Below are 12,362 nucleotides of genomic sequence, written 5' to 3'. Positions count from 1 at the left end.
AGCGCAGAGGATCTGCGGGGTGGCAACGCGCCGCTCGTGCGGCTCAACGGACTTGCACATCAGGCGCTGTTGCATTGAGCCTGGTGCAGGGGACCACCATGGAGCAGCGGATCACCCGCGCGAAGGCCAAGATCAAGGCGGCCCGCATCCCGTATCGGATGCCGTCCGCGGACGATCTGCCGGCTCGTGTCTCCGGCGTACTCGCCGTCCTGTTCCTCGTGTTCAACGAGGGCTACCCGGCCAGCGGCCCGACACCGACCCGGTGCGACACGACCTGACCACCGAGGCGATCCGGCTCACCCGCCTGATCCGCGCGCTCCTGCCGGACGACGGTGAGGTGGCCGGCCTGCTGGCGCTGATGCTGCTCATCGAGGCCCGCCGCCCCGCCCGGGTCTCGGCCAGCGGCGAACTGGTCGCCCTCGACGAGCAGGTCCGTGGGGTCTGGGACACGGACCTGATCTCCGAAGGTCACCGGCTGGTGCGCGAGCGCCTCGCCGCTGCCGCCGCCGGGGTGGCCCCGGGTCGCTACCAAGTCCTCGCCGCGATCAACGCCGTGCACACCTCCGCCCGCGACATGCGCGACACCGACTGGTCACAGGTCCTCGCCCTCTACGACCAACTCGTCCGCCTCGACCCCTCGCCGATCATCGCCCTCAACCGGGCCATCGCCGTGGCCGAGTTCGACGGGCCGGAGGTGGCGCTGGCCATCGTCGACCGCCTCGCCGAGGCGTTGGCCGGATATCACGCCTACCACCCCACTCGCGCCGACCTGCTGCGCCGGCTGGGCCGCAGTCAGCAGTCGCGCGCGGCCTACGACAAGACCGTCGACCTGGCGGGCAACACCGGCGAGACCGCCTACCTGACCCGCCGACGCGACCAACTGCGGTAGCGCCCACGGGTCCCGATCGAAACTCCGCGCAGCGGCGACCGGCCCCGGGGCGCCCCGCCGCTGCATCCCGCAACCGGCGAGGGGCGCGCCTGACGTTCTGGAAAAGATCTCGAAGGCGGTGTCGGATCGGGCCCGGGGTGTTCGTAGTGGGGGTGAGGCCGCCCAGGAGGGCGCCCGGGGGTAAGGGAAGGACGTTCCTCATGACCACCTTGACGGAGCCGAGCACAGTCACCACACGCCGCTCCAGTCGCCGGATGTGGGCGATCCTGGGGCTGGTGCTGCTTGCCGACGCCATCGACGTGATCGATGGCACCATCACGAACATCGCGGCCCCCACCATCGCCCGCGAGCTCAACGGCGGTGAGAGTCTGATCAAGTGGTTGGGACCGGCGTACATGCTGGCCATGGGTGTCCTGCTCCTGATCGGCGGACGGCTGGGTGACAAGTTCGGCCAACGCAGGCTCTTCCTGATCGGCATGGGCGGGTTCACGCTGGCCTCAGCGGCCGTCGGGTTCTCACCTGATCCGGCCCTGCTCATCGCCGCCCGGGTTGCTCAGGGAGCGTTCGGGGCTCTGCTCATCCCGCAAGGCATGGCGATCATGACGAAAGCGTTCAGCCGCGACATGCTCGCCAAGGCGTTCGGGCTGTTCGGCCCGGTTCTCGGTATCTCCAGTGTCGGCGGCCCGGTCCTGGCCGGATTCATCATCGACGCCGACCTGTTCGGCCTGTCGTGGCGCCCGATCTTTCTCGCGAACGTCGTCCTTGGCGCTGTCGGGCTGGTCATAGCCGTCAAGATCCTGCCGCGTGACGACGACGGCGACCGGTCCACCGTCGTCGACGGTTGGGGCTCCGGCCTGCTTGCGGTCACCATGCTCGGTCTGCTGTACGGCCTGATCGAGGGCTCGACCAACGGCTGGAGCGCCGTCGCTGTCGCCTCGATCGCCGTCGGCGTCCTGTTCTTCGCCGCCTTCGCCTACCGTCAGCGCACCGCAACCCACCCGCTCATCAAGCCCTCGCTGTTGAAGAACCGAGGCTTCACCTCCGCAATGATCGTGGGCCTGGCCGTCTTCGCCGCCGGCACCGGCCTGTTCTTCGTGCTGTCGCTGTTCCTGCAGGAGGGACTGCACGCCAGCCCGCGGGACGCCTCGCTCGGCCTGGTGCCGCTCACCCTGGGGCTCATCACCGCCAGTTTCGCCGCCATGGGCGGCCTGGTCGCCAAGCTCGGTCGCAGGCTCGTCTTCATCGGCCTGGTCGTCACCCTCGTCGGCTGTGGTTGGGTCCTGGCCCTCGTCGATCACTCCGGGACGAACGTCAGCCTCTGGGCGCTGGCCCCGGCGTTCGTCGTCATCGGCCTCGGTACCGGCCTCTGCTTCGCCACGATCCCCACCGTTGCCCTCGGCGACGCGCAGCCAGACGAAGCCGGCAGCGCTAGTGGCTCGCTCGGCTCGATCCAGCAACTCGCTTCAGCGATCGGCTCGGCCGCGGTCACGTCGGTCTTCTTCCAGGCCGCGACCTCCGGACTGGCCCATGCGATGAACGTTGCCCTCATCGTCGTTCTGGCCGTCACCGCCCTCAGCCTGCCGATCGTCGCCCTGATGCCCCGCAAGGCGCTGCAGGAACCCGGCCATTGAGTGATTCCGGTCGCGCGTTCGTTCGGCCGGTGGGTTTCGATCAGGCCGATGAGTTTCCGGGCGCTGGTAAGTACCAACTGATGAATCGGAAGGAGCTGAACATGCAGATCAAGGTCAACGGTGTCGAGTTGTGCGTGGAAGCCTTCGGGGACCCGGCGGATCCGCCGGTGCTGCTGGTCGGCATCACCGTGCTGAGCTGGCCGCAGGAGCTGTGCACGGCGCTGGCCGGGCGGTACGTGGTGCGCTACGACCTGCGCGACGCGGGCATGTCGACGTTTGTCGACCCGGACGCGCCCACCTACGACCTGCGCGATCTGGTGACCGACGCGTCCGAGCTGGTGGTGGCGCTGGGTCTGGGGCGTACGCACGTGGTCGGGATGGGGGTCGGCGGTTTGATCGCGCAGCTGCTCGCGCTCGACCATCCCGACCGGCTCGCGTCGCTGACGCTGGTCTCCACCCGTCCGGTCGCGCCCGGGCTGGTCGATCCTGACCTGCCCGACCACGCGCCGGAGGTGATGGCGCAGGTGTTCGGGCGTACTGGGCCGGACTGGACCGATCGCGACAGCGTGATCGGGTACATGACCGGTTCCGCGCGGCTAATGTCCGGGTCGCGGGGATTCGACGAGCAGGACGTACGGGCGGCGGTCGGGTCAGTCTTCGACCGAGCGCGACGCACGGCGAAAGCCCAGCGTGCGAGCCATCTTGGCAGCATGTTCGCGGCCATCGACTGCCGACCGCGGTGGCGCGAGCGGCTCGACGAGATCACCGCGCCGACCCTGGTGGTGCACGGGGACGAGGACCCGTTCTTCCCGCACGGCAACGGGGTCGCGCTGGCCGCGGAGATCCCGGGCGCCACGCTGCTCACTCTGCCCGGCATCGGTCAGGGCGTGCCGCGCGTGACGTGGCCGGCCGTCGTGGAAGCCCTGTTGCGCCACACCTCCCGACGGCCGCTGTGACCTTCGGCCTGGTCCTGGTGATCGGGTTCGGGTAGATGTGCTTCGAGATGCCGTGGGGCTCCGCCCTGCCGCGCATGGTGGGCCGCGGCGCGCTGCTCGCCGCGCACAGCCGCCTGGAAAGCACTCGTTCGGCCACCTCGATCGCTGGGCCCGGCATCGGCGGGTTGCTGGTCCGCTCAATCGGGGCCGGACCCGCGCTCGTCGTCGATGCGCTCAGCGGTGCTCGAGTGCGCCGGAGCCGGCTGACGTCCGCGGTCTGGTGCTCAGCGTGCGGGGCTGCCGTCGGGTTGTGGTGACACTTCCCGTTCCGCGGGGCGACGGAACGGCCCTGGCTAAGCAGGAACCCGCGCCCTGCGACGTACGCCCGCGACGGCCGACGCCGGCGAGCCAGCACACCGGGTCGAGCATGATCGTCAGCGACGGGGTACCCAGAACTCGGCCTCGGTGCCCCGCCCGGACGGCTGAAGATGTCGACCGCACACAACCCGCTGAGGCCGCAGCGAACCGCTGGAAGACCGGTCGGCGTTCACCTTGATCGGCAGATCGATCCTGCAGGCCCGTGAACGTTCGAGGGACCGCGCGCAACCACTCGCCAGGAGCCGCGCGCGGTCGGGTCGTACGCTCACGCCGCCGGCGTGGCGTCCTGCCAGGTCGTGACGCGACGGACGATGACGGCCACGAGGATCGCGGCGAGAATGCCCGCGCCGCCGGTGACTGCCGCCACCGATGTGGGGGTATGCACCTGCGTCACGCCGCCGGAGCTTGTAGCGGTCTCGGTGTAGGTGAAGAAGCTGACCAGCAGCGCGATCCACCAGGCGTTGACGAGGCGGTCCGAGGTCCAGGTGCGGTCGGGCGAACTGCGGACGTAGATCTCCCTGACGACCCGGTTCGGGATGACGATGTTGGCCACAGGGATGAGCCAGCCGCCGATCATCCAGCCCTTGCGCCAGTTGACGTTGTTGTCGGCGCGCCGGTCGAAGTTGTCGCGGGCCAGGTAGAGCCAGACGATGAAGACCACCAGCACCAGTAGTCGAGCTGCGCTGATGGTCGTGGATGGCTCAGCCCTGCGGGGGCAACGGCGGCGGGACGGAGGCGAACAAACCGCTGAGCTCGGGCACCTGCCCGGCCGCGGTCCACTGCGGCATGCCGTTCTTCCACACCTGCGTGGTGCGGGTGACGGCGCCGCTGTGCGCCTGCGCGGCGAGCGCGGCCAGGTCGAACGGGCCGGCCTGCTGGCCGTTGACGCCGGCGTACCACTGGTCCTGCCGGGGCAGCGGCGGCGGCCCTGCGGGCGGCGGGCTCATCGGCGGCGCCGCGGCGGGCGGCTGGTTTATCGCGTTGGCCATCCTCTGGCCGGCGGCCATGCCCAGGCCCAGGCCGAAGCCCTCTCCGGCGCCGCCGGAGTTGTTCGCGGCGTCCTGCATCGCGTTGGCGGCCTGGAACTTCGAGTACTGGTCGAGGTTGCCCAGCACGCCCATGGATGTGCGCTTGTCGAGGGCCTCCTCGACCTCCGGCGGCAGCGAGATGTTCTCGATGATGAACTTCGGGATGTGCACGCCGTAGCCGGTCAGCTCCTCGCTCAGCACCCCGGCGAGCTTCTGCCCGATGACCAGCTGCTGGGCGACGAGGTCGAGCACCGGCACCTGCGCAGCGGCCAGGGCCGGGCCCAGGTGGCCGACGATGAGCTGGCGCAGGAACTCCTGCACCTCCTCGGTACGGAACTGCGGGTCGGTGCCGACCAGCTCGCGCAGCAGCTTCTCCGGGTCCACGACCCGCATCGAGAACGCGCCGAACGCGCGCAGCCGCACCATGCCGAACTCGGCGTCGCGCATCATGACCGGGTTCTGCGTGCCCCACTTGAAGTCGGTGAACTGCCGCGTGTTGACGTAGTAGACCTCGGCCTTCCACGGCGAGTCGAAGCCGTACTTCCAGCCTTTCAGCGTGGACAGGATCGGCAGGTTCTGCGTCTGCAGCGTGTACGTCCCCGGGACGAACACGTCGGCGATCTGACCCTCGTTGACGAAGACCGCGACCTGCGACTCCCGCACGACGAGCTTGGCACCCATCTTGATCTCGTTCTGGTACCGGGGGAACCGCCACACGATCGTGTCCCGGCTGTCGTCGAGCCACTCGATGATATCGATGAACTCGCCCTTGACCTTGTCCCAGAGTCCCACGTCCCCCCCTTGTCTCCGATGATCTTTTGCGCGACGGCGACCTCAGCGGTCAGCGTCAGTTGCCCGCCCGTCGCGTCGGGAAGCCCAGTTGCGAATAGGCCGGCGGCGCGCTGACGCCCGGCATGGAGGATCGTCCATCGGGCCGGCCCGCCGGGATCGGGCGGGAATGCGCTCAAGGTAGAATCAGGCCCGGATCCCGGTCAACAGTGCCAGCACGTATTCCCCTGATACGTCGGGTGCCCGACGATGCTGCCTGCGGGGAAGGGCTGCGGTTGTCAACGGCCGCAGCGGCGAGCACCGTTCTCGGCGATGCGCAGGCCCAGCCGTGGAAGCCAACCGCTTTCTGGCGACCCGACTGTTGCACGGCGTATTCCGACGTGGACGTCACTGATCGCCATCACTCGCCCGGTCACGGCGCGCAGCGCCCCGCGTACTTGCGCGGTGATGGTCGAATTGGCCGGTGAACGACAGCATCGAGGAGCGACTGGCCGCCGCGACAGCGGCCCTGCACAAGTTTCGCTCGACCACCCGCCTCGCAGAGCAGCTCCGTGCCCGCATGGACGCGGCCGGCGACGAGCTCGCCCTCCTGCGCAACCGGCTCGACGACGAACAGGCGGACGTCGACGCGCTCGAGAGGCCGTCGCTGACCCGGCTGCTCTCGTCGGTCCGCGGCGGCCGGGCAGACGCCCTGGCTCGGGAGCGTGCCGAGATGGAGGCGGTCCGCTACCAGGTCGGCGAGGCCAAGGCGCGCTTCGACACGGTGCGCGCCGAGCATCTCGCCGCCCGCGACAAGCTGGCGAGGCTCGCGACCGCCCCCGCCGAGCACGCCGCGGCGCTGGAGGCCAAGGAGCGCTACCTCGCCGAGTCCGGCCACCCGCGCGGCGCCGCGCTCGTGGCCAACGCGGAGCTTCGCGGCCGGCTCGGCGGCGAGCTGCGCGAGGTGCGGCAGGCATTGAGCGCCGCCGGCAACGCCAACAACTACCTCGACGAGCTTCGCGACCGGATCACCAAGGCCCAGTTCGCCTCGCGCTGGGACGCACGGACTCCCGGCAGCGCCTACCACTCGATCTCGCAGACGGTCATCGATCAACTCGACAAGGTCGCCGAGGGCGGGGTGTACGCAGCCGAGTGGCTGGCGTTGCTCCGCGACGAGCTGGCCGACATCGACGAATCCATGCCGGAGCTGCCGGACGTGTCGGTACGGCTACCGCGCTTCCCCGAAATCCAATTCGGGCAGCGGCGACTTCACTACAGCGTCACCCAGGCGATCATGACCGCCGGCACCAACGCCCGCGAGGCGATGGCCATCATCGACAAGCTCCGCACCAGGCTCGAAGCCCGAGCCGAGCTGCTGGCCCGGCTCGCCGCCGCCGAACACGACCGTGAGACGCTACACGCAATGGGATAGCGCGGTGACCGCCGGCTACCGGTAGGCCCGGATGCGGTTGTCGACCACGAGTTCGGGAACCTGCGCCACGTCGACATTCACAACAGCCTCAACTGTGTGCCCGGCGGTGGCCCGCAGCGTTGGTTGACGACGCACAAACCCGGTGGATCCGTCAGCGGAGGCCGCTTTCGAAGCCAAGCACGACGAGTTGAATGCGGTCGCGGGCGCCGAGCTTGGTGATGAGTCGAGAGACGTGGGTCTTGACCGTGGCCTCACCGAGGAACAGCTCCGCGGCGATCTTCGCGTTGGACCGGCCCGCGGTCACCAGCCGCCAGACCTCAACCTCGCGCGGCGTCAGGGTGTCGGCGCCGGGTACCGCGGTGCCGGCCTGGGGCTGGCGTACGTAGGCCTCGATGGACCTACCCCAACCGCCGCGGCCGACCTCGCACGAACGGCGAACTCGCCGATCTGATCGCACGACTCGCGGCCGAGAACCCTTCCTGGGGCTACATCCGGATCCAGGGCGAGTTGCGTAAGCTCGGGCACCACGTCAGCCGCGCCACGATCCAGCGACTACTGCGCGGACGACGCATCCCACCCGCGCCGCAGCGCTCGCAGGCCACATGGCGGCAGTTCCTGCGCGCCCAAGCCGGGACGATGCTTGCCTGCGACTTCATGCACGTCGACTGCGCGGTCACCCTGAAGCGGGTGTACGTGTTCTTCGTGGTCGAGGTCGGCACCCGCTACGTGCACGTCCTCGGTACAACCAGCAATCCCGACGGGGCCTGGACCGCGCTGGCGGCCCGCAACTTCATGATGCACCTCGGTGAGCGTACCGAGCGGTTGAGGTTCCTCATCCGCGCTCGCGGCGGCCAGTTCACCAGCATGTTCGACGCGGTCTTCGCTGACGCCGGCATCGAAGTGATCCCAACGCCACCCCGCTGCCCGCGGGCGAACGCCTATGCCGAGCGATGGGTAAGAACACTACGAAGCGAGCTCACCGACCGGATACTCATATTCGGCCAACGCCACCTGCGCCACGTCCTGGCCGAGTACGTCAGGCACTACAACGAGAGCCGACCGCACCGGGCCCTGAACCTGACACCGCCACGCCCACCAGCCACCGTCATCGACCTGAACGAGTAGCGCCAGATACGCCGAAAGCCAATCCTGAACGGCCTGATCAACGAGTACGAGCGAGCCGCGTAGCGCCTGCACGAAGCAGCAGGGTCACCATAGTTGTCGGAGTTTTGATCCCCTACAGGGATGCCGGTTACCTGTCGTGCCGGCGGATGAAGTCGACGATCGCGCTGGCGAGGTGCTCACCGGCGTCCTCCTGGAGAAAATGTCCGGCGCCCCCGATCACCGGATGATCGATGCCGGCGGCGCCGGGCATCGCCTGACGCAGGACAGGGGCCATCGCCGCGGTGATCGGGTCGCCGTCGCTGAACGCCACCAGGAGCGGGATGTCCAGAGTGGACAGCCGTTCCCAGGCGGCGATGTTAGCGGCGCTGGCCGGGTCGTCCAACGTGGTAGGGACGAGGCCGGGCATCGCGCGGGCAGCGGCCTTGAAGCGCTCATCCGGGAACGGTGCCTCGTATGCGGCGAGTACTTCAGCGGGCAGGTCCGTCCGGCAGCCGGCGCGCACGAGCCGCGCAATGTCGAGGGTGGGCGCGGCACGCACTGTGTCGCGGAAGCGCAGCCACACCTCCGGCATCTGCTGCGCACCGGTCGGCAGGCCGGTGTTCGCTGCCACGACCCGCGCGAAACGCTGCGGATGTTCGGCCACCAGCCGCAGTCCGATGAGCCCGCCCCAGTCCTGCCCGACCAGCGTGACGCCGGTCAGGTCGAGCGCGTCGAACGCGAACCGGCGTACCCACTCCACGTGCCGGGCGTAGGTGTGATCCGCGATGTCGGCAGGCTTGTCCGAGCGGCCGAAGCCAATCAGGTCCGGGGCGAGCGCACGCAACCCGGCGGCGGCCAGCACCGGCATCACTTTCCGGTACAGAAACGACCAACTCGGCTCGCCATGCAGCAGCAGCACCGGCTCGCCGTCAGCCGGGCCGTCCTCGACGTACGCCATCCGCAGATCATCGCCGACGCTCACAAACCGCGGGTGATAGGGAAAGCCGGGCAGGTCGTCGAACCGTTCATCAGGGGTCCGCAGCACACGCATACAAGCAGCCTGGCACATCGCGGTATGCGGCTGAATGCCCTGTGCCGTTCGGTTTCCTACCGTTCGCCGGCGCGGTCAATGGGCGTCCACGGTGACCCTGTCGCGTGCCACAGGTGCCGGGTCGCTGATCAACAGAATAGGGGCAAGGACCGGACCTCCGCCGGTTATTGGTGCACCCTCAGATACCGGATCATGCCGACGACGTCGTCGGGGACAAGCCGGCCGATCGCGCCGCTGGAGTAGACGCTGACCAGGACCTTGCCGTTGGGGTCGAGTACGAAGCCGGTGGACTGCAGGTAGATCGGGTCGGGGTTGACGAAGGCGCCCGTTGCCTCGGCGACGGCGGCGGCGTCCGCCGCGTACCCGATGGGGAATTCGATGGTGTGCTGTTCGATGAAGTCCTTCGTGGTGGCCTCGTCGTCGACCCAGACCGCGGCGACCCTGGCGCCGACCGAGGCGAGTTTCGGCAGCGCGCGCTGGAAGGCTCGCAGCTGTGCGGTGCAGTACGGGCACCAGGCACCCCGGTTGAACAGCACAACGCCGAAGTCGCCGTCGAAGGCGCTGGGCAGGGTCAGTTCACCGTCGGTGGTGGTGAGTGTGAGAGCGGGGAATACGTCCCCGGGCGACAGCAGCGTCATGCCCCATTAGTGGCGGGCGGTCGCGCGGTCTTACGCTCACATGGTGGCTTTCGACGACGTATCCGCACAGTGGCTGGCGGAGCTCGGCGCTACCGGGGCGGTCCGCGAGGCCGGCGAGCGGCGGTTGCACGAGTTGTTGGTGCGGGCCGCGCGGAGCGAGGTGAGCCGCCGCTCGGGGCAGTTGCGGGTAAGCGGTGCAGAGCTCGACGACCTGGCCCATCAGGCGGCCGCCGACGCTATGGTTACGGTTCTGGCCAAGCTGGCCACGTTTCGTGGCGAGAGCAGGTTCACGACCTGGGCGTACAAGTTCGTGATGTTCGAGGTCTCGGCGAAGATCGGCCGGCATTTCTGGCAGCGGCCGAGCATACCGATGGATACCGAGGACTGGGAGCGACTGCCGGACGTGCTCGGCGTCGACCCCGCCGAGCGGTCGCAGTGGCGTGAGCTGCTCGAGGCGCTCCGACACGCCGTCAACCATGATCTGACCGACCGGCAGCGCAGGGTGTTCGTGGCGATCGTGCTCAACGGGGTACCGCTGGACGCGCTGGTGATCGCGTTGCGCACCAACCGCAACGCGATCTACAAGACGTTGTTCGACGCTCGGGGTAAGTTGCGTGCCGCGCTCGTCGCTAAGGGTTATCTGGAGGAGGGACGCGCATGAACGAGCTGGACGTCTTCCTGTGCACGGACCCCCGCGATGTCGGCTGCGATCAGGTGATGGAGGTCCTGCACGTGTACGCGGAGCTCGTCGCCGGTGACCCGACCACGGCCGAAGAACGCTATCCCGGGGTGGCCGCGCACCTGCGGGCATGTGACCCGTGCGGCACGGACCTCGACGGGCTGCTGGAGTTGTTACGAACCGCGGACACGCCGTAAGGCCGTCGGGTCGGCGGACACGAACCCTGTGTCATCACCGCCAACCTGAGGAGCACCATGAAGTCCATCGTCATCGCCGGCGCCGCCTTGGTCTCGACGTTCGCGTTCGCCGGGCCGGCCGCAGCGTCAGAGTCACCGTCCAGTTCAGGGTCCGATGCACCGTTTGGATCTCGGTCCGGGTTCTTCGTCCAGACCAACGCGCCCGACGGCAACGCGATCCTCGCGTACGACTCGGCGCTCCGGCCGACCGGTACCTATGCCACTGGCGGCGACGGCGGCGCGCTGAGCGGCGCGGTGGTTGACCGGCTCGCGTCGCAGGGCGCGCTCACCCTGGACCGCGCGCAGGGCCTGCTGTACGCCGTGAACGCGGGCAGCGACACGATCACCGTGTTCGGCGTGTCCGGCACCAGGCTCACCAGACTGCAGGTGATCGGCAGCGGCGGCGAGTTCCCGGTCAGCGTCGCGATCCACGGCGACCTCGTCTACGTGCTCAACGCCCGCGACGGCGGCTCCGTGCAGGGCTTCCAGCGCCTCGGTTCCCGGCTGATGCGTATACCGTCGTGGCACCGGGCTCTCGGCCTCGATCCCGCCGCCACGCCGGAGTTCACGCACACCCCGGGGCAGGTCGCGTTCAGCCCCGACGGCTCGCAACTGCTCGTGACCACGAAAGCCGGCACGAATGCCGTCGACGTGTTCGCGGTGAACCGCTTCGGCGGCCTGTCGAGCACTCCGGTGGTGAACGTCGAGGCCGGAGGGGTACCGTTCGCTGCCGCCTTCGACCGCGGCGGACGCCTCGCGGTCGCCGAGGCCGGCCCGAACGCCGTGGCGACGTTCGACCTGCACCACGACGGCACGATCAGCGCGCTAGACAACGCGGCGACCGGCCAGGCCGCCACCTGCTGGATCGTCTTCGCCAACGGCACCTTCTATCTCTCCAACGCCGGCAGCGGCACGGTCTCGGCCTACCGCACCGGCACGGACGGCACCCTTACCGCACTCGGCACAACCCCGACCGACCCCGGCACCGTCGACGCGACGGCCAGCTCCGACGGCCGGCACCTCTACGTCCAGACCGGCGCCAACGGCACCGTCGACGCCTACCAGATCAACGCCGACGGCTCGCTGACCGCCGCCGGATCGGTCACCGTGCCCCACTCCGCCGGCGGCGAAGGTATCGCCGCCAACTGACCGCCGGCGCCCGCCTACCAAACTGACGCGCCCAGCCTACGAACGTCAGGGGTACGAGTCCCTTCGGACCCACAGCTTTGCGAGGCGCCTGGCCTGCGGGAACGCGGGTCGGGCGCCTCTGGCTGTGTGTCCGAGGCGACCGCACATCGGACGTTGGCCTTACGAAGCCAGGGTCATTGCGTCGCCGCTGAGCGGCCGGGGTGTTCCGCAGCGGCAGCCACTTGACGTAGCAACGGAGGATGACGTTCTGAGCGACGAGAACCGGGCTGGCTGGCAGCGCCCCGAAGGCGGCGAACAGGTCGGTGGACAACTGGAGGATCCAGCGGCCAGACGGTGTTCGTACGCAGCCGAGGTACGGGGTGTTCGGCGCCGGGATCTGCGGCCGGGACTCGCAGGTGCTGTGCGCTGCTGACCTGTGCAAACACCTTGGGGGATGCTGCGAGC

12 protein-coding genes and 2 pseudogenes are annotated in these 12,362 nt (G+C 69.1%); 9 read left to right on the top strand and 5 right to left on the bottom strand.

Features of this window, described 5'->3' with window-relative positions; all coding sequences use genetic code 11:
• Window positions 1-80: 80 nt before the first annotated feature.
• From ACPPVO_RS43715 to ACPPVO_RS43705, 3 genes and pseudogenes are all read left to right on the top strand, one after another.
• Window positions 81-889 (top strand): annotated as a pseudogene (locus ACPPVO_RS43715) (RNA polymerase sigma factor); the annotation flags it as partial.
• A gap of 200 nt (window positions 890-1,089) precedes the next feature.
• Window positions 1,090-2,520: an MFS transporter gene (locus ACPPVO_RS43710; protein ID WP_426504437.1), complete on the top strand. Its 1,431-nt coding sequence runs from the start codon at window positions 1,090-1,092 to the stop codon at window positions 2,518-2,520.
• A gap of 29 nt (window positions 2,521-2,549) precedes the next feature.
• Complete coding sequence (locus tag ACPPVO_RS43705; protein ID WP_426504436.1) at window positions 2,550-3,476, top strand: alpha/beta fold hydrolase; 927 nt, start codon at window positions 2,550-2,552, stop codon at window positions 3,474-3,476.
• A gap of 622 nt (window positions 3,477-4,098) precedes the next feature.
• Here ACPPVO_RS43705 and ACPPVO_RS43700 read toward each other — a convergent pair.
• Window positions 4,099-4,500 (bottom strand): DUF4328 domain-containing protein, encoded by a 402-nt coding sequence (locus ACPPVO_RS43700; protein ID WP_426504435.1) that lies wholly within the window; start codon window positions 4,498-4,500, stop codon window positions 4,099-4,101.
• A gap of 34 nt (window positions 4,501-4,534) precedes the next feature.
• Window positions 4,535-5,653: an SPFH domain-containing protein gene (locus ACPPVO_RS43695; RefSeq protein ID WP_426504434.1), complete on the bottom strand. Its 1,119-nt coding sequence runs from the start codon at window positions 5,651-5,653 to the stop codon at window positions 4,535-4,537.
• Between the two features lie 460 nt (window positions 5,654-6,113).
• On the opposite strand from ACPPVO_RS43695, the gene ACPPVO_RS43690 reads away from it, so the two are divergent.
• Window positions 6,114-7,061: a hypothetical protein gene (locus tag ACPPVO_RS43690; protein ID WP_426504433.1), complete on the top strand. Its 948-nt coding sequence runs from the start codon at window positions 6,114-6,116 to the stop codon at window positions 7,059-7,061.
• A gap of 151 nt (window positions 7,062-7,212) precedes the next feature.
• Here the strand turns inward: ACPPVO_RS43690 and ACPPVO_RS43685 are convergent, their stop codons facing one another.
• Window positions 7,213-7,518, bottom strand: a complete 306-nt coding sequence (locus ACPPVO_RS43685) for a response regulator transcription factor (RefSeq protein WP_426504432.1) — start codon at window positions 7,516-7,518, stop codon at window positions 7,213-7,215.
• Between ACPPVO_RS43685 and ACPPVO_RS43680 the strand changes: the two are divergent.
• Both ACPPVO_RS43680 and ACPPVO_RS43675 read left to right on the top strand, forming a co-directional pair.
• Window positions 7,509-7,562: pseudogene (locus ACPPVO_RS43680) on the top strand (hypothetical protein); the annotation flags it as partial. The gene ACPPVO_RS43685 and the pseudogene ACPPVO_RS43680 sit on opposite strands and share 10 nt — an antisense overlap.
• A 6-nt stretch (window positions 7,563-7,568) precedes the next feature.
• Window positions 7,569-8,186, top strand: a complete 618-nt coding sequence (locus ACPPVO_RS43675; protein WP_426504431.1) for an integrase core domain-containing protein — start codon at window positions 7,569-7,571, stop codon at window positions 8,184-8,186.
• Between the two features lie 127 nt (window positions 8,187-8,313).
• Here ACPPVO_RS43675 and ACPPVO_RS43670 read toward each other — a convergent pair whose 3' ends face one another.
• Both ACPPVO_RS43670 and ACPPVO_RS43665 read right to left on the bottom strand, forming a co-directional pair.
• Window positions 8,314-9,216, bottom strand: a complete 903-nt coding sequence (locus ACPPVO_RS43670) for a haloalkane dehalogenase (RefSeq protein ID WP_426504430.1) — start codon at window positions 9,214-9,216, stop codon at window positions 8,314-8,316.
• A 164-nt stretch (window positions 9,217-9,380) separates the two neighbouring features.
• Complete coding sequence (locus ACPPVO_RS43665; RefSeq protein WP_426504429.1) at window positions 9,381-9,854, bottom strand: redoxin domain-containing protein; 474 nt, start codon at window positions 9,852-9,854, stop codon at window positions 9,381-9,383.
• 43 nt (window positions 9,855-9,897) lie between these two features.
• On the opposite strand from ACPPVO_RS43665, the gene ACPPVO_RS43660 reads away from it, so the two are divergent.
• From ACPPVO_RS43660 to ACPPVO_RS43650, 3 genes are read left to right on the top strand one after another with little or no spacing between them, the layout of a single operon-like run.
• Entirely contained in the window at window positions 9,898-10,515 is a 618-nt protein-coding gene (locus ACPPVO_RS43660; protein WP_426504428.1) for a sigma-70 family RNA polymerase sigma factor, read from the top strand.
• Entirely contained in the window at window positions 10,512-10,730 is a 219-nt protein-coding gene (locus tag ACPPVO_RS43655; RefSeq protein ID WP_426504427.1) for a hypothetical protein, read from the top strand. Before ACPPVO_RS43660 ends, ACPPVO_RS43655 begins: the two co-directional genes overlap by 4 nt.
• Before the next feature lie 57 nt (window positions 10,731-10,787).
• Complete coding sequence (locus ACPPVO_RS43650) at window positions 10,788-11,918, top strand: lactonase family protein (protein WP_426504426.1); 1,131 nt, start codon at window positions 10,788-10,790, stop codon at window positions 11,916-11,918.
• The last annotated feature ends 444 nt before the right edge of the window (window positions 11,919-12,362 follow it).

This window comes from Dactylosporangium sp. McL0621, assembly GCF_049995355.1.
Lineage (GTDB): Bacteria > Actinomycetota > Actinomycetes > Mycobacteriales > Micromonosporaceae > Dactylosporangium.
The sequence above is the reverse complement of the archived record's forward strand: the minus strand, read 5'-3'. Positions and strand labels throughout refer to the sequence as shown.